Below are 17,440 nucleotides of genomic sequence, written 5' to 3' on the forward strand. Positions count from 1 at the left end.
TTTATTATCCAGCATCTTTTTCAGACCATCGAGAGGCGTGCGGCCCACACCGCGGGCAGATGGCACGCAGGAAGCCCGGACTAATAAGATGGCATTGAAATCCCCCGCGTTTCGTAAAAAATTTCCGTTGTTGGTAACCGGCAGTTTGCTGGCCTTGCAACCTCTAGCTACTTCCTTCGTGGTCGCCGGCGAACAGTATGACTGCTCAGTCTCTGCTTCGGGCGCCTGGGATTGCTCGCCAAAGACGCCAGCGGCTGCATTGCCTCCGCGTCCCGTGCATGACGGCAGTGCCGTTTCCGCTACTGGTGAAGCTGCGGCCGAAAGCGGTTCCGCTGAAGAAGCTGGCGCCAAGCCTGTACTCGTTACCGAGTCCAAGGGCCGCGGCCTGAAGTCGCGTAGCGCAGACTACAGCCACCTCGACTGGGTTCCCCGCGAGCAACTCACAGCAGCTCAATTGGCCGAAACCGGTCCTTACTGCTCTGGTTCCTATATCGAACCGACTCGTCCTGGCATGAATGACAAGACGAATAAAAGTGACGCGCCAACCTTTATCGGCGCAAAAGCCTCGCGCTATAACTCCGAAGATCAGGTCGGCACACTGGCTGGTGACGTCGTACTGCGTCAGGGCAGCATGCAGGTCGAGTCCGACGAGGCGAGCCTGTACCAGGCCGAGAGCCGCGCAGAACTGAGTGGTGACGTGCGCATCCGCGACAACGGCGCACTGATCGTTGGCGACCACGCCGACGTGCAGCTCGACACCGGTGAGGCCAAGGTCGACAACGCCGAATACGTGATGCACAAGTCCCGTATCCGCGGTAACGCGCTATACGCCAAGCGTGCCGAGAACGCGATCATCCGCCTCAAGGACGGTACGTACACCACGTGCGAACCGAACAGCAACGCCTGGCAGCTCAAGGGCAACAACATCACCCTGAACCCGGCCACCGGCTTCGGTACCGCGACCAACGTGACGCTGCGAGTCAAGGACATTCCGGTCCTGTACACGCCGTACATCTATTTCCCGATCGACGACCGTCGTCAGTCCGGTTTCCTGCCGCCGACCATCGGCACCGGCAGCGACACCGGCTTCCTGTTGGTCACGCCGTACTACTTCAACCTGGCACCGAACTACGATGCCACGTTGTATCCACGCTATATGAGCGATCGCGGCCTGTTGATGGAAGGCGAATTCCGTTACCTGACCAAGTCCAGCGAAGGTCAGTTCGGTGCTGCGTACCTCAACGACGAAAACACTGATCGCAAGCTGCAGAGCGATTACGACAAGACCCGCTACATGTACAACTGGCAGCACAAGGGCGGTCTTGACTCGCGCGTATTCACGCAAGTCGATTACACCAAGATCAGCGATCCTTATTACTTCCAGGATCTGCAGACTGATCAGATCGGCGTAAAGAGCGCCGATTATGTGAACCAGCAGGGTTCCGTCACCTATCGTGGCGACAGTTATGTGGCACGTGTGAATGCCCAGCAATACGAGCTGGCAACCGTATCGGCCATCACCCCGTATGGGCGTCTGCCACAGATAACCTTTGATGGTGCGCTGCCGTATCATCCGTCAGGCTTGAACTTCGCCTACAACACTGAAATCGTGCGGTTCGACCGGGACCTGCAGAACGGCAACTTCACTGACGAAGATGGCAATGTGTCGCCGCGCTTGGACAGAAACGTTCAAGGTCTGGCACGCGCCAATGGCGATCGCCTGAACCTTGCGCCTTCTGTCAGCCTGCCGATGCAAGCGACTTACGGCTTCCTGACGCCAAAGCTCAAGTACCAGTACACGCAGTACCAGCTTGACCTCGACAGCATTGGTAAAAGCCAAATTGCGGCTCAAAATCAAGCCGCGGCAGCAGCCGGGACGGAAAATTTCAACGGCAATTTCGGCAGCAACCAGAACCGTGGCGTTCCAATCGCCAGCATCGACAGTGGCCTGTATTTCGACCGCAACACTTCCTGGTTCGGCAAGAACTTCCGTCAGACACTTGAGCCACGCCTGTACTATCTCTACGTGCCTGAGAAGGACCAAGTAGATATTCCAGTGTTCGACACCAGCGAATACACGTTCAACTATGCGTCACTCTTCCGCGACAACCGGTTCTCCGGCTCCGACCGTGTCGGCGACGAGAACAAATTGTCCCTGGGTGTAACCAGCCGCTGGATCGAAGACAATGGCTTCGAGCGTCAACGCATCAGCGTTGGCCAAGCTTTGTACTTCAAGGATCGCGAAGTCCAGCTTCCGGGGATCAATCCAAATACGCGTGAAGACGCGCATTCGAACGTTTCTCCTTACGCGCTGGAATATGAGTATCGCTGGAATCGTGATTGGCGTACTACCGCCGATTACAACTGGGACCCGGACAGCCGCAGCCCTCGCTCGGGTAGCGCGATGTTCCACTACCAGCCTGAAGACAACCCGAACAAGGTTATCAATGCGGGCTATCGCTACCGTAACGACCAGGTCCGCTACGACCAAAATACCGGCCAATGGACTGTGGGTGGTGGAAACCTGGGTGTTGAAGGCCAACCTGGCTTCGTGAAGGACTACTACAAGATCGAACAGCACGACTTCTCTGTAATCTGGCCCGTAGTACCGCAATGGAACGCCATCAGTCGCTGGCAGTACGACTACAACCGCAACCGTACACTGGAAGCCTTCGGTGGCTTCGAGTACGACAACTGCTGCTGGAAGCTGCGCCTGATCAACCGTTACTGGGTTTCCTATGACGAGTTCAATCAAGACGTTGCGCAAAACGAAAAAGGCGACCATGGCGTCTTCCTCCAAATTGTTCTGAAGGGACTCGGCGGCCTCACCGGCGCCAAGGTAGAGAGCTTCCTCGACAAAGGCATTCAAGGTTATCGTGAACGTGAAGACCAAGCTTTCTGATTGTCTGCGCCCGCTGATGCTGGGCGCGCTGTTCCTGAGTACTGCGGCCAGCGCCGCAGTACAGTCCATCGATAAAGTGGTGGCCATCGTCGACAACGACGTGGTCATGCAGAGTCAACTGGATCAACGGGTTCATGAAGTCCAGCAAACCATCGCCAAGCGTGGTTCGGCCGTACCGCCAGCCAGCGTGCTGGAGCAGCAGGTTCTTGAACGCCTGATCGTCGAAAACCTGCAACTGCAGATCGGCGAGCGTTCCGGCATCCGCATCACCGATGAAGAGCTGAACCAGGCTGTCGGCACCATCGCCCAGCGTAACAACATGTCGGTCGAGCAATTCCGCGCCGCCCTGACTCGCGACGGCCTGTCTTACGACGACGCCCGCGAGCAGATCCGCCGTGAAATGGTCATCAGCCGCGTACGTCAGCGTCGCGTGGCAGAGCGCATCCAGGTCACCGAGCAGGAAGTGAAGAATTTCCTGGCTTCGGACCTTGGCAAGATGCAGCTGTCCGAAGAGTTCCGACTGGCCAATATCCTGATTCCTACGCCGGAAAGCGCAAGCTCCGACGCCATTCAGGCAGCAGCCAAACAGGCTGACGCGGTTTACCAGCAACTCAAGCAAGGCGCTGACTTTGGCCAGCTTGCCATTGCCAAATCCGCCAGTGAAACTGCACTGGAAGGCGGCGACATGGGCTGGCGCAAAGCCGCTCAATTGCCACCTCCCTTCGATCGCCTGCTGAGCACCATGGCCGTGGGTGACATCACCCAGCCAATGCGCACACCAGGCGGGTTCATCATCCTGAAAGTCACCGACAAGCGTGGCGGCGGCGCTCAGGTGCGTGACGAAGTGCATGTGCGGCACATCCTGGTCAAACCGAGCCCGATTCGTGACGAGGCCAAGACCAAGGCTCTGGCTGAGTCGCTCTATGCCCGTATCCAGTCCGGTGAAGATTTCGGCGAACTGGCGAAAAGCTTCTCGGAAGACCCGGGTTCGGCCCTCAACGGCGGCGACTTGAACTGGATCGATCCAAGCGTACTGGTCCCGGAATTCCGCGAAGTGATGGCCAAGACCCCACAAGGTCAGCTGTCCAAGCCATTCCAGACCCAGTATGGCTGGCACGTACTGGAAGTCCTTGGCCGTCGCGCCACTGACAGCACCACCCAGGCGCGTGAGCAGCAGGCAATGACCGTACTGCGTAACCGCAAATACGACGAAGAGCTGCAAACCTGGCTGCGTCAGATCCGTGACGAAGCGTACGTGGAAATCAAACTCCCTGGCGCCGACCAGGCAGCGCAGTGAAACCCAAACGTTTCGCGCTGACCCCCGGCGAACCGGCCGGCATAGGTCCAGACCTGTGCCTGCTGCTCGCCTCGCAAGCACAGCCACACCCCCTGATTGCCATCACCAGTCGCGACCTGCTCCTTGAGCGGGCCGCGCAACTGGGCGTGGCAGTCGACTTGCTGCCGGTCACCCCGGACAGCTGGCCAGATGTTCCTGCGCCGGCAAATAACCTGTATGTCTGGGATACACCACTGAACGCCAGGGTCGTTGCCGGGCAACTGGACAAGGCCAATGCAGCTTTCGTACTGGAAACCCTGACTCGAGCTGGCCAAGGCTGCCTGGACGGGCATTTCGCCGGGATGATCACCGCACCTGTGCACAAGGGTGTGATCAACGAGTCCGGCATTGCCTTTTCCGGGCACACCGAGTTTCTGGCCGACCTGACCCACACCGCGCAAGTGGTCATGATGCTTGCCACACGCGGATTGCGCGTGGCACTGGTCACCACTCACCTGCCGCTGCGAGAGATTGCTGATGCAATCACACCGGAGCGTCTGGAGCGAGTTACGCGAATCCTGCATACCGACCTGCAGGAAAAATTCGGCATCGCCCAGCCTCGCATTCTGGTCTGTGGGCTCAATCCCCACGCCGGCGAAGGCGGACACCTGGGTCATGAAGAAATCGATATCATCGAACCCACACTGGAGCGCCTGCGCGGCGAAGGCATGGACCTGCGCGGTCCCCTGCCCGCCGACACGCTGTTTACCCCCAAATATCTGGAGCACTGCGACGCAGTGCTGGCGATGTACCATGACCAGGGCCTGCCTGTGCTGAAATACAAAGGCTTCGGCGCTGCCGTCAACGTGACCCTCGGTTTGCCGATCATCCGCACATCGGTCGACCATGGCACCGCCCTGGACCTGGCCGGCAGCGGCAAGATCGATACCGGCAGCCTGCAAGTCGCCCTGGAAACTGCCTACCAGATGGCCGAGACCCGTTTATGACCGAGCAATACCAACACAAGGCGCGCAAACGCTTTGGCCAGAACTTTCTGCACGATGCCGGCGTTATCGACCGGATCCTGCGCTCCATTCACGCCAAGCCTGAAGACCGGATGCTGGAAATCGGCCCGGGCCAGGGCGCGCTGACCGCCGGCCTGCTCGGCAGTGGCGCCCAGCTTGACGTGGTGGAGCTGGACAAGGACCTGATTCCGATCCTCAACCAGCAGTTCGCCGGCAAGAGCAACTTCAACCTGCATCAAGGCGATGCGCTGAAGTTCGACTTCAACAGCCTGAACGCGGCTCCGAACAGCCTGCGCGTGGTGGGCAACCTGCCCTACAACATTTCCACCCCACTGATCTTCCACCTCCTGCACAACTCGCACCTGATTCGCGATATGCATTTCATGCTGCAAAAGGAAGTGGTTGAGCGTCTGGCGGCAGGCCCGGGCGGTGGTGACTGGGGCCGTTTGTCGATCATGGTCCAGTACCACTGCCGGGTTGAGCACCTGTTCAACGTAGGCCCGGGCGCATTCAACCCGCCACCGAAAGTCGACTCGGCCATTGTGCGCCTGGTGCCCCACGCCGTACTGCCACACCCGGCCAAGGACCATCGGCTGCTGGAGCGCGTGGTGCGCGAAGCGTTCAACCAGCGCCGCAAAACCCTGCGCAATACCCTCAAGTTGCTGCTGAGCAACGCCGAAATCGAAGCTGCCGGCGTCGATGGCAGCTTGCGTCCGGAGCAACTGGATCTGGCAGCCTTCGTGCGCCTGGCCGACAAACTCAGCGAACAGTCTCAGCAGAAGACTACCGACGCCTGACAGCTCCCAAGCGCCATCGGGTAGGACACCAGCACTCATGTCTGGTTTACTACCCGATACTTGGCCTAGACTGATCTGAATCAGCTACGCCCCGCGTCCCGCTTAGTTTTTAAGGCCCCTTGCATGTCCGATCCTCGTTATCAGGTCGACGTCAGCGTCGTCACCCGCTATCTGGCAGAACAATCGCAACCCGAACAAGACCGCTTTGCCTTCGCCTACACCATCACCGTGCAAAACAATGGCCTGATTCCGGCCAAACTGCTGTCACGGCACTGGGTCATCACCGATGGCGACGGGCATGTCGAAGAGGTTCGCGGTGCGGGTGTGGTCGGCCAGCAACCGCTGATCGAAGCCGGCAAGAGCCACACCTACAGCAGCGGCACCGTCATGACCACCAAGGTGGGTACCATGCAGGGCAGCTATCAAATGATTGCCGACGACGGTAAGCATTTCGACGCCATCATCGCCCCGTTCCGCCTGGCGGTGCCCGGAGCCTTGCACTGATGGCGACGTACGCGGTTGGCGACCTGCAAGGCTGCCTTGAAGCGTTGCAATGCCTGCTCAAGCAAGTCGCGTTCGACCCGGCAAAAGATCGTCTATGGCTGGTGGGCGACCTGGTCAACCGCGGCCCTCAATCGCTGGATACCTTGCGTTTCCTCTATAGCATCCGTGAATCACTGGTTTGCGTGCTGGGCAACCACGATCTGCACCTTCTGGCCGCCGGACAAAACATCGAGCGCCTGAAGAAAGCCGATACCCTGCGTGAAATCATCGACGCACCGGATCGCGCCGAGCTGCTGGACTGGCTACGTCAGCAAAAACTCATGCATTACGACGAACAACGCAACATCGCCCTGGTCCATGCCGGCATTCCACCGCAGTGGTCGCTGCGCAAAGCCTTGAAGCACGCTGCCGAGGTCGAGACAGCCTTGCGCGATGACAACCTGTTTCCGCCCTATCTGGATGGCATGTACGGCAACGATCCGGCGAAATGGGACAATGACCTCAAAGGCGTGACCCGCCTGCGGGTGATCACCAACTATTTCACCCGGATGCGCTTCTGCACCGCCGAAGGCAAGCTTGATCTCAAGAGCAAGGAAGGCCTCGACAGCGCACCGCCGGGTTACAAGCCCTGGTTCCAGCACAAGGACCGCAAGACCAAGGATGTGAACATCATTTTTGGTCACTGGGCCGCGCTGGAAGGCAAAGTCCTTGAACCGGGCGTCTCGGCCCTCGACACCGGCTGCGTATGGGGCGGCGCCCTGACCCTGATGAATGTCGACAGCGCCGAACGCCTGTCCTGCAAATGCGACGAGCACGGCCATGTCGCCAAGCCAGCAGTCGCCCCACTTGTTTCCGAACCATCGCCAGCCAGCGCCCCGCGCTAGACTGCGCGTTCAGCCGAGCCACAGGAGCCCGCCATGAGCGAATTCAAACGCATCCCCCCGGAACAGGCCCATGCCCTGCGCGAACAAGGCGCAGTGGTGGTCGACATCCGTGACCCCGCCACTTATGCCGCCCTGCACATCAGCGGCTCAAAGCATCTGGACAACCACTCGGTTGCCGACTTCATTCGCGGCGCCGACCTTGATGCGCCAACCGTGGTGGTCTGCTATCACGGCAACTCCAGCCAGAGCGCAGCCGCCTACCTGATCAGCCAGGGCTTCTCCGACGTTTACAGCATGGATGGCGGTTTTGAGCTGTGGCGTACGACTTTTCCTTCGGAAACGGCGCAAGGCACTTCCGAATAATTTTTTTGTAACGCGCAAGCCCACGGCTTGCGCGGGCTGGCGAGGTGGCAGACGAACGGTCAGCTCCAACTAATTGCGTATCTCGCCTTTACCTCCTGAATTCCCAACTATCCTTAAGCGCAGGCCATCCAAAACAGGGGAGAGCCGGTACACCGGCGCGCGGATCATCGGGAGTAGCTTTCGGAGTAGTCAACTTCGGAAGGTTTCTGGGGGGTAAACAGCAACCGCCTGTTCGGTTGCTGCCAGCATCGACTGAGTGATCCGGCGTCGGCTCCACGTATCGAGCGAGGTGACGTCATGAGTATCTTTAGCCACTTCCAACAACGTTTCGAGTCCACACGCCAGGAAGAATTCTCGCTGCAAGAATATCTGGAACTGTGCAAAAAGGACCGTAGCGCCTACGCTTCCGCCGCCGAGCGCCTGCTCCTGGCCATCGGTGAACCCGAGTTGCTCGACACCTCGACCAACTCGAGACTGTCGCGGATCTTCTCCAACAAGGTCATCCGCCGTTATCCGGCCTTTGAAGACTTCCACGGGATGGAAGAATGCATCGACCAGATCGTGTCGTATTTCCGCCACGCCGCTCAGGGCCTGGAAGAGAAGAAACAGATTCTCTATCTGCTCGGCCCTGTCGGTGGCGGTAAATCGTCCCTGGCCGAGAAGCTCAAACAACTGATGGAAAGAGTGCCCTTCTACGCGATCAAGGGCTCGCCGGTTTTCGAATCACCTCTGGGTCTGTTCAACGCCACTGAAGATGGCGCCATCCTCGAGGAAGACTTCGGTATTCCACGTCGTTACCTGAACACCATCATGTCGCCGTGGGCCACCAAGCGTCTCGCCGAATTCGGCGGTGACATCAGCCAGTTCCGCGTGGTGAAACTCTACCCGTCGATCCTCAACCAGATCGCAGTGGCCAAAACCGAGCCGGGAGATGAAAACAACCAGGACATCTCGGCACTGGTGGGCAAGGTCGATATCCGCAAACTGGAAGAATTCCCACAGAACGATGCCGACGCCTACAGCTACTCGGGCGCCCTGTGCCGGGCCAACCAGGGCCTGATGGAATTCGTCGAAATGTTCAAGGCCCCCATCAAGGTGCTGCACCCACTGCTGACCGCTACCCAGGAAGGCAACTACAACAGCACGGAAGGTCTGGGGGCGATTCCGTTTACCGGGATCCTGCTGGCCCACTCCAACGAATCGGAATGGCATACCTTCCGCAACAACAAGAACAACGAAGCGTTCATCGACCGGATCTACATCGTCAAAGTGCCGTACTGCCTGCGGGTCAGCGACGAAGTGAAGATCTACGACAAACTGCTGTTCAACAGCTCCCTGGCCAAGGCTCATTGCGCTCCTGACACCCTGAAGATGCTCGCCCAGTTCACCGTGCTCTCTCGTCTGAAGGAGCCGGAAAACTCCAACATCTATTCCAAGATGCGCGTGTATGACGGCGAAAACCTCAAGGACACCGATCCGAAGGCCAAGTCGATCCAGGAATATCGTGACAACGCCGGTGTCGACGAAGGCATGAACGGTCTGTCGACCCGCTTTGCGTTCAAGATCCTGTCGAAGGTCTTCAACTTCGATCCGCACGAGATCGCCGCCAACCCAGTGCACTTGCTCTACGTGCTGGAGCAACAGATCGAACAGGAACAGTTCCAGGCGGAAACCCGCGAACGCTACCTGCGCTACCTCAAGGAGTATCTGGCTCCACGCTATATCGAATTCATCGGCAAGGAGATCCAGACCGCCTATCTCGAGTCTTACAGCGAATACGGGCAAAACATCTTCGATCGTTACGTGCTGTACGCCGACTTCTGGATCCAGGACCAGGAATACCGCGACCCGGAAACCGGCGAAATCCTCAACCGCGTGGCACTCAACGAGGAACTGGAAAAAATCGAGAAACCGGCCGGCATCAGCAATCCGAAGGATTTCCGCAACGAAATCGTCAACTTCGTATTGCGCGCCCGGGCCAACAACAACGGCAAGAACCCGACCTGGCTCAGCTACGAAAAACTGCGGGTGGTCATCGAGAAAAAAATGTTCTCCAACACCGAGGACCTGCTGCCGGTCATCAGCTTCAATGCCAAGGCCAGCAAAGAAGACCAGCAGAAGCACAACGACTTTGTCACTCGGATGGTCGAACGGGGCTACACCGACAAACAGGTACGACTGCTGTCCGAGTGGTATCTGCGGGTCAGAAAGTCCCAGTAACCCGCCGCCGGCAAGACCGGTTGTCGTCAGCCGGAGGCCTGTCTACGCATTTTCTGCTACACAGGCCTCTGGAAGGTGTTCGAAAGTCGGTAGCGAGGTTCATGCAGTATCCACGGCGCTTGGGGGAGCGTGCATATCCCTTGGCACTTGGCGTGCTGCCTGATCGCTCGCCCCTTTCGGGACAGCTTCTAAGGAGCAGTCATGAGCTATGTGATCGACCGACGTCTCAATGGCAAGAACAAGAGCACGGTAAACCGTCAGCGGTTTCTGCGGCGTTATCGTGACCACATCAAAAAGGCCGTCGAAGAGGCAGTCAGCCGGCGCTCCATCACGGATATGGAACACGGCGAGCAAATCAGCATTCCCGGTCGCGACATCGATGAGCCGGTACTTCACCATGGTCGCGGTGGCAAACAGACCGTCGTGCATCCCGGCAACAAGGAATTCACCAGCGGCGAGCACATCGCGCGTCCGCCGGGAGGTGGCGGAGGCCGGGGGCCGGGCAAGGCCGGTAATTCGGGTGAAGGGATGGACGAGTTCGTCTTCCAGATCACCCAGGAGGAGTTCCTCGAGTTCATGTTCGAGGATCTTGAATTGCCCAACCTGGTCAAACGCAACCTGACCGGTACCGACACGTTCAAGACTGTGCGCGCCGGGATCAGCAACGAAGGCAATCCGTCGCGGATCAATATTATCCGTACGCTGCGTTCGGCCCATGCGCGGCGTATTGCCCTGTCCGGCAGCAGCCGCGCGAAACTGCGCGAAGCCAAGGAAGAACTTCTGCGAATCAAGCAGGAAGAACCAGACAATTTCGGCGATATCCAGAAACTCGAAGCCGAAATCGAAAAACTCAGCGCGCGAATTCATCGCGTGCCATTCCTCGATACGTTCGACCTCAAATACAACCTGCTCATCAAACAACCCAACCCCAGCTCGAAGGCGGTGATGTTCTGCCTGATGGACGTGTCTGGCTCCATGACCCAGGCAACCAAGGACATCGCCAAGCGCTTCTTCATCCTGCTGTATCTGTTCCTGAAGCGTAACTACGACAAGATCGACGTAGTCTTCATCCGTCACCACACCAGCGCCCGCGAAGTGGACGAAGAGGAGTTTTTCTATTCCCGCGAAACCGGCGGGACCATCGTATCCAGCGCCCTGAAACTGATGCAGGAGATCATGGCCGAGCGCTATCCCGCCAATGAATGGAACATCTACGCCGCCCAGGCCTCCGATGGTGACAACTGGAACGATGACTCGCCGATCTGCCGCGACATCCTGATCAACCAGATCATGCCATTCGTGCAGTACTACACTTACGTAGAGATCACCCCGCGCGAACATCAGGCCCTGTGGTTCGAATACGAGCGCATTGCCGAAGCCTTTTCCGACACTTTTGCCCAGCAACAACTGGTCTCGGCCGGAGATATCTACCCGGTCTTCCGTGAACTCTTCCAGCGCAGGTTAGTGACATGACCGCCAAAGAGCAGAAGCGCCAACCCATTTCCACCGGCTCCGAATGGACGTTCGAGCTGATCCAGGCCTACGACCGTGAAATCAGTCGTATCGCGGCTCGCTATGCCCTCGACACCTACCCTAACCAGATCGAAGTGATCACCGCCGAACAGATGATGGACGCCTACGCCTCTGTCGGCATGCCGCTGGGATATCACCACTGGTCCTACGGCAAACATTTCCTCAGCACCGAAAAATCCTACAGCCGCGGCCAGATGGGGCTGGCCTACGAAATTGTCATCAACTCCGATCCGTGCATTGCCTACCTGATGGAGGAAAACACCATCTGCATGCAGGCACTCGTCGTGGCGCACGCCTGCTACGGGCACAACAGCTTCTTCAAGGGCAACTACCTGTTCCGCACCTGGACCGACGCCAGCTCGATCATCGATTACCTGGTGTTCGCCAAGCAGTACATCATGCAATGCGAGGAACGCCACGGTATCGACGCGGTCGAGGACCTTCTCGATTCCTGCCATGCTCTGATGAACTACGGCGTCGACCGTTACAAACGCCCTTACCCGATTTCCGCCGAAGAAGAACGTCGTCGGCAAAAAGACCGGGAAGAACACCTGCAGAAACAAATCAATGACCTGTGGCGCACCATTCCAAAAGGCGCGGACAAGTACAGCGAGAAAGACAACGCACGCTTCCCTGCCGAACCCCAGGAAAACATCCTCTATTTCATTGAAAAACATGCGCCGCTACTGGAGCCGTGGCAGCGGGAAATCGTGCGTATCGTACGCAAGATCGCCCAGTATTTTTATCCACAACGCCAGACTCAGGTCATGAACGAAGGTTGGGCCACATTCTGGCACTACACCCTGATGAACGACCTGTACGACGAAGGCCTGGTCACCGACGGCTTCATGATGGAGTTCCTGACGTCCCATACCAGCGTGGTGTTCCAGCCCGGCTTTGACAGTCCCTACTACAGCGGTATCAACCCGTATGCCCTGGGCTTTGCCATGTATCGCGACATCCGGCGCATGTGCGAAGAACCAACGGAAGAAGATCGTCGCTGGTTCCCGGAAATTGCCGGCAGCGACTGGCTGTCGACCATCAAGTTCGCCATGAGCAGCTTCAAGGATGAGAGTTTCATCCTGCAGTACCTGTCTCCCAAGGTGATCCGCGACCTGAAACTGTTCAGCATCCTCGATGACGACCAGAAGGACGACCTACTGGTCCCGGCAATTCACGACGAAGGTGGCTACCGGATCATTCGTGAAACCCTCGCCGCCCAGTACAACCTGGGCAATCGCGAACCCAACGTGCAGATCTACAGCATCGACCGCCGCGGTGATCGCTCTCTGACCCTGCGCCACCAGCAACACGACCGTAAACCGCTTGGCGAGTCCACTGAAGAAGTGCTCAAGCATCTGCACCGCCTCTGGGGCTTCGATATCCATCTGGAGACCCTGCAAGGGGAGCAGGTGATGAAGACCCATCATGTACCACCAAAAAGTGAACATGCCGAAGGTGATTACGGCCGCCTGGACCTGGCCGTCATCCATCTTTGATCCTGTATAAGCCTCCGAAAGTTCGACGCAACGGTTATCCTGTCGAGCTAACGGAGGTTTTTTATGCGGATCTATAAAGTTGGCGGCGCTGTACGTGATCGCCTGCTGGGACTACCGGTTACCGACATTGATCGGGTCGTGGTCGGTGCCACGACCGAAGAGATGCTCGCCCTGGGCTATCGCCCGGTCGGCGCGGATTTTCCGGTGTTTCTTCACCCCAAGACCGGTGAGGAGTACGCCCTCGCCCGAACCGAACGCAAAAGCGGGCGCGGTTACGGTGGATTCACTTTTCACGCCAGTCCCGAAGTCACCCTCGAAGAAGACCTGATCCGCCGCGACCTGACGATCAACGCCATGGCCGAGGACGACGATCAGAATCTGACCGACCCCTATCACGGCCAGCGCGACCTCGAAGCGCGCATTCTGCGTCACGTTTCCCCTGCGTTTGCCGAAGATCCACTCAGAGTCCTGCGCGTTGCCCGTTTTGCCGCACGTTATGCCGAACTGGGCTTCACGGTCGCACCGGAAACACTGGAACTGATGCGCCAACTCAGCGAATCCGGTGAGCTGGAAGCCCTGACGGCGGAACGGAGCTGGAAAGAAATTTGCCGCGCCCTGATGGAAAACCAGCCACAGGTATTCGTCGAAGTGCTGCGCGCCTGCGGTGCACTCAAGGTGCTGATGCCGGAAGTCGACGCGCTGTTTGGGGTGCCGCAACCGGAGGCTCACCACCCGGAAATCGACACCGGCGTGCATACCCTCAGCGTTTTGCAGCAAGCAGCCCGGCATAAACAGCCACTGACCGTACGCTGGGCCTGCCTGCTGCATGATCTGGGCAAGGGGCTGACGCCGGAAGAGGAATGGCCACGGCATATTGCCCACGAATTCAAGGGGCTCAAGCTGATCAAGGCCGTCAATGAGCGCTTCAAGGCGCCAAGGGATTGCCAGGAACTGGCGCTGCTGGTGGGTGAATATCACACCCATGGCCACCGCGCGCTGGAGCTGAAACCAACGACCTTGCTGGAGCTGCTGCAAAGCTTCGACGTCTATCGTCGGCCACAGCGTTTCGAGGAGTTCATCGCGGCGTGCGAGATGGATGCCCGTGGGCGCAAAGGGCTGGAAGAGAGAAGTTATCCACAGGCGGATTATTTACGCGGAGCCGCGAATGTTGCCCGGAGCGTGGCGGTTCAGCCGTTGCTGGAGAAAGGATTCAAGGGGCCGGAGCTGGGTGAAGCGATCAAACGTGAGCGGCTCAAGGCGCTGAAGGCTTACAAAGAGACTGCGTCGGCTTGAAAAGCTTCGCGGGCAAGCCCGCTCCCTCAAGTACAGTGAAAATCCTGTGGGAGCGGGCTTGCCCGCGAGGGTGCCAGCAGCGTCACAACAAATTCGAAGGCGTCAGTTGCTTGCCACACCACTCGAACGCCACCGGCGCCAACACCTGATCAATCTGCGATTCGCGCCACAAAGTCGCAAAGCTTTTGCCTACACCAGGATGCACTCGATCCGGCGCAATCAGCGACAGCGGCCACAGCACAAAGGCATTTTTCAGAATTTCGGCCCGCGGCAAAATCAGCCCATCGAAGTTACCTGCCAGATCGCCAAACAACAGCACATCGATATCCAGCGGTAGACCCTTGCGGTCCGGCGCGTAGCGGCCGTTGTCGGCTTCGATGAACTTCAGCCGGCGATCCAGCTCCATCAGCGGCAGATCAGTAAAGGCCGAAACCACGAAATTAAAGAACGGCCCACTCTTGATCCCCACGGGCTGGCTTTCGAAGACCGGCGAGCAGTGAATATCCACCAAAAAGCCTGCCAGAGCGTCCAGGCCGGCCTGCAAATGGGCTTCGCGCTCGATATTGCTACCGAGCCCGAGGTACACCTGAGTCAGCGACATCCGCGCTCGATCTCCACGCCCACCCCACCGGTAGCGGCAGGAACAGCACCCGGCTTGGTCAGTTTGAGACGCATCCAGGTAATCTTGAACTCGCTCATCAACACTTCGGTCAGGCGTTCGGCGAAGGTCTCAACCAGCTGGAACTGCGCCTGCTCGGCAAAGGCCTGGATGCGCGACGAAACACTGGCGTAATCAAGCGCCAGGGTCAGGTCATCACCGGCGGCGGCCGGGCGGTTATCCCAGGCAAAACTCAGATCAAGACGCAAGCACTGTCGGATGCCTCGCTCCCAGTCGTAGGCACCAATCACGGTGTCGACTTCCAGGCCCTCGATAAACACTCTGTCCAAGCACTTTTCTCCGCTAGACGACAAGGGCGCATTGCGCCGTTAGAATCAGGGCGTCCTCGCCCGGAATAGTTAGCATGTTTTGGTTACTGGCGATCCTCGCCTACCTGCTCGGCTCTCTGTCCTTCGCCATTTTGCTCAGCCGCCTGACCGGTAACCCCGATCCGCGAATGAGTGGCTCAGGCAATGCCGGCGCCACCAACATGTTGCGCCTGGCTGGCAAGAAACTCGCCATCCTGACTTTACTGGGTGACCTCTGCAAAGGCTTGCTCCCCGTGCTGATCGCCGGCATTGCGGGACTTTCGCTGCAGGATCAGGCCTGGATCGGCGTTTGCGCCGTCATCGGCCACCTGTTCCCGCTTTACTTCCGCTTTCGCGGCGGCAAAGGTGTCGCCACCGCTGCCGGCATGTTACTCGGGCTTTATCCACCCGCTGCCCTGCTGGCCATCTGCACCTGGATGCTGACGTTTTACCTGACCCGCACCAGCTCGCTGGCGGCCCTGATCGCCACGCCGCTGACCCTGCCGTTGCTGGCTTGGCAAGAACCGGCGGCACTGCTGCCGATGACGACGCTCACGGGATTGATCGTCTGGCGCCATCGCGGCAATTTACGCGACCTGTTCGCCGGGCGCGAACGGCATTTTTAGATGCCGGGCGTGAGCACCACTCATGACAACGCCGACAACTGCTCCATCGGCCAGCGGGCCTGCACGCTGATCGCCAGGCTTTCCTGCTGGCCGGCCTGCAAGCGCTGACAGCCGGCGAACGCGATCATCGCGCCGTTATCGGTGCAAAACTGTGGGCGGGCATAGAAAACATTGCCTTTCATGTCGCCAAGCATCTTCTCCAGGGAGGTGCGCAACGCCTTGTTGGCACTCACACCCCCGGCGATCACCAGACTTTTCATGCCGGCCGCCTTGAGGGCGCGCTTGCACTTGATGGTCAAAGTCTCCACCACGGCCTGCTGGAACGCCAGCGCGATGTCGCAACGGGCTTGCTCACTGTCGTCCCCGGCACTCACACACTGTTGCCAGGTGTTCAAGGCAAAGGTTTTCAGGCCGCTGAAACTGAAGTCCAGGCCAGGGCGATCACACATCGGACGCGGGAAGGTGAAACGCCCCGAAATCCCTTGCTCGGCCAGGCGAGCGATTTCCGGGCCACCCGGATAGTTGAGGCCCATCATCTTGGCCGTCTTGTCGAAAGCTTCACCCGCGGCGTCGTCCAACGTCTCGCCCAACAGTGTGTATTGACCGATGCCGTCGACCTGAACCAGTTGCGTATGGCCGCCGGATACCAACAAAGCGACGAACGGGAATTGTGGCGGTTGCGACTCCAGCATCGGCGCCAGCAAATGACCTTCCATATGGTGCACGCCCAGCGCCGGAATGCCCCAGGCAAAGGCCAGCGCCTGGGCACAGGAAGCACCCACCAGCAAGGCGCCTACCAACCCGGGACCCGCGGTGTAGGCGATGGCGTCGATCTCGGTCGGAACACAGTCGGCTTCGGCCAACACCTGACGGATCAAGGGCAGCATGCGCTTGACGTGATCGCGCGAGGCCAGTTCCGGGACCACACCGCCATAGGCGCGGTGCAGGTCGATCTGACTGAACAGCGCGTCGGCCAGCAGGCCGCGCTCACTGTCGTAAAGTGCGACGCCGGTTTCGTCGCAAGATGTCTCTAATCCCAGTACTAGCATGGGTCTGCGCCTTGTTTAGGCTGAATTCGAAGGCGCGCATAATAGTCGCCGCGTGATGCCCCGACCAGCGGTTTTCGATCAGAGGCTTTGCATTCCGAGCCACGAGGGGTTAACATCCGCAACCCTTAAAAACCGACGTCTTCAAGTGCTCTTTTGCCGCGAGGATGTTGACCCCGGTAATGAATGAAGGTAGCTCTGGATGCCAGCCGTCAAAGTAAAAGAGAACGAACCCTTCGACGTAGCTCTGCGTCGTTTCAAGCGCTCCTGCGAAAAAGCCGGTGTACTGGCTGAAGTTCGTAGCCGCGAATTTTACGAGAAGCCAACTTCTGAGCGTAAGCGCAAGGCAGCTGCTGCTGTTAAGCGTCACGCCAAGAAAGTTCAGCGCGAACAGCGCCGCGCCGTTCGTCTGTACTAATACACAGACGATCGTAGCAAGCTTCTGCCAAGCCCGGCCCTCAGCCGGGCTTATGGCATTTGCGTAAAACGCTTGATGCTTCACCGTC

The 17,440-nt window shown here is 58.6% G+C and carries 16 protein-coding genes; 13 read left to right on the forward strand and 3 right to left on the reverse strand.

All coding sequences use genetic code 11. The annotated features are described in order from the left end of the window. The first annotated feature begins 88 nt into the window (after positions 1-88). The 11 genes from DKY63_RS17235 (at position 89) to DKY63_RS17285 (ending at position 14,296) form a co-directional block, all read left to right on the forward strand. Positions 89-2,902, forward strand: a complete 2,814-nt coding sequence (locus DKY63_RS17235; RefSeq protein WP_110965170.1) for an LPS-assembly protein LptD — start codon at positions 89-91, stop codon at positions 2,900-2,902. After that, a complete protein-coding gene (gene surA / locus DKY63_RS17240) occupies positions 2,883-4,199 on the forward strand; it encodes a peptidylprolyl isomerase SurA (RefSeq protein ID WP_162634910.1) in 1,317 nt (438 codons plus the stop codon). The genes DKY63_RS17235 and surA overlap by 20 nt, the downstream gene beginning before the upstream one ends. After that, entirely contained in the window at positions 4,196-5,185 is a 990-nt protein-coding gene (gene pdxA, locus DKY63_RS17245; RefSeq protein ID WP_110965171.1) for a 4-hydroxythreonine-4-phosphate dehydrogenase PdxA, read from the forward strand. Before surA ends, pdxA begins: the two co-directional genes overlap by 4 nt. Further along, positions 5,182-6,000 (forward strand): 16S rRNA (adenine(1518)-N(6)/adenine(1519)-N(6))-dimethyltransferase RsmA, encoded by an 819-nt coding sequence (gene rsmA / locus DKY63_RS17250; RefSeq protein ID WP_110965172.1) that lies wholly within the window; start codon positions 5,182-5,184, stop codon positions 5,998-6,000. The genes pdxA and rsmA overlap by 4 nt, the downstream gene beginning before the upstream one ends. A 123-nt stretch (positions 6,001-6,123) precedes the next feature. Next, a complete protein-coding gene (apaG, locus tag DKY63_RS17255) occupies positions 6,124-6,504 on the forward strand; it encodes a Co2+/Mg2+ efflux protein ApaG (RefSeq protein ID WP_110965173.1) in 381 nt (126 codons plus the stop codon). Further along, a complete protein-coding gene (locus DKY63_RS17260) occupies positions 6,504-7,388 on the forward strand; it encodes a symmetrical bis(5'-nucleosyl)-tetraphosphatase (protein WP_110965174.1) in 885 nt (294 codons plus the stop codon). The genes apaG and DKY63_RS17260 overlap by 1 nt, the downstream gene beginning before the upstream one ends. 33 nt (positions 7,389-7,421) lie before the next feature. Further along, the gene (gene glpE / locus DKY63_RS17265; protein ID WP_110965175.1) at positions 7,422-7,751 is read left to right on the forward strand and encodes a thiosulfate sulfurtransferase GlpE; all 330 of its coding nucleotides are present in this window, start codon (positions 7,422-7,424) and stop codon (positions 7,749-7,751) included. Positions 7,752-8,048: 297 nt separating this feature from the next. Beyond that, a complete protein-coding gene (locus DKY63_RS17270; protein ID WP_110965176.1) occupies positions 8,049-9,971 on the forward strand; it encodes a PrkA family serine protein kinase in 1,923 nt (640 codons plus the stop codon). Positions 9,972-10,172: 201 nt separating this feature from the next. Continuing rightward, positions 10,173-11,444 carry a YeaH/YhbH family protein gene (locus tag DKY63_RS17275; protein WP_110965177.1) on the forward strand — a complete coding sequence of 424 codons (1,272 nt, stop codon included), beginning with the start codon at positions 10,173-10,175 and terminating at the stop codon, positions 11,442-11,444. Beyond that, positions 11,441-13,003: a SpoVR family protein gene (locus tag DKY63_RS17280; protein ID WP_110965178.1), complete on the forward strand. Its 1,563-nt coding sequence runs from the start codon at positions 11,441-11,443 to the stop codon at positions 13,001-13,003. Before DKY63_RS17275 ends, DKY63_RS17280 begins: the two co-directional genes overlap by 4 nt. Positions 13,004-13,066: 63 nt before the next feature. Continuing rightward, positions 13,067-14,296 (forward strand): multifunctional CCA addition/repair protein, encoded by a 1,230-nt coding sequence (locus DKY63_RS17285; RefSeq protein WP_110965179.1) that lies wholly within the window; start codon positions 13,067-13,069, stop codon positions 14,294-14,296. An 82-nt stretch (positions 14,297-14,378) separates the two neighbouring features. Here the strand turns inward: DKY63_RS17285 and folK are convergent, their stop codons facing one another. Together folK and folB are read right to left on the reverse strand one after the other, a co-directional pair. Continuing rightward, positions 14,379-14,897: a 2-amino-4-hydroxy-6-hydroxymethyldihydropteridine diphosphokinase gene (gene folK / locus DKY63_RS17290; RefSeq protein WP_110965180.1), complete on the reverse strand. Its 519-nt coding sequence runs from the start codon at positions 14,895-14,897 to the stop codon at positions 14,379-14,381. Beyond that, positions 14,888-15,244 carry a dihydroneopterin aldolase gene (folB, locus tag DKY63_RS17295; protein ID WP_110965181.1) on the reverse strand — a complete coding sequence of 119 codons (357 nt, stop codon included), beginning with the start codon at positions 15,242-15,244 and terminating at the stop codon, positions 14,888-14,890. The genes folK and folB overlap by 10 nt, the downstream gene beginning before the upstream one ends. Before the next feature lie 74 nt (positions 15,245-15,318). Here folB and plsY point away from each other — a divergent pair, with 74 nt between their 5' ends. Next, positions 15,319-15,888, forward strand: a complete 570-nt coding sequence (gene plsY, locus DKY63_RS17300) for a glycerol-3-phosphate 1-O-acyltransferase PlsY (RefSeq protein ID WP_110965182.1) — start codon at positions 15,319-15,321, stop codon at positions 15,886-15,888. A gap of 20 nt (positions 15,889-15,908) precedes the next feature. Here the strand turns inward: plsY and tsaD are convergent, their stop codons facing one another. Beyond that, positions 15,909-16,937 carry a tRNA (adenosine(37)-N6)-threonylcarbamoyltransferase complex transferase subunit TsaD gene (gene tsaD, locus DKY63_RS17305; RefSeq protein ID WP_110965183.1) on the reverse strand — a complete coding sequence of 343 codons (1,029 nt, stop codon included), beginning with the start codon at positions 16,935-16,937 and terminating at the stop codon, positions 15,909-15,911. Between the two features lie 199 nt (positions 16,938-17,136). On the opposite strand from tsaD, the gene rpsU reads away from it, so the two are divergent. Further along, a complete protein-coding gene (gene rpsU / locus DKY63_RS17310; protein ID WP_002551877.1) occupies positions 17,137-17,352 on the forward strand; it encodes a 30S ribosomal protein S21 in 216 nt (71 codons plus the stop codon). Positions 17,353-17,440: the final 88 nt, after the last annotated feature.

Source organism: Pseudomonas putida (assembly GCF_003228315.1).
In the GTDB taxonomy this organism is placed as follows: Bacteria; Pseudomonadota; Gammaproteobacteria; order Pseudomonadales; family Pseudomonadaceae; genus Aquipseudomonas; species Aquipseudomonas putida_S.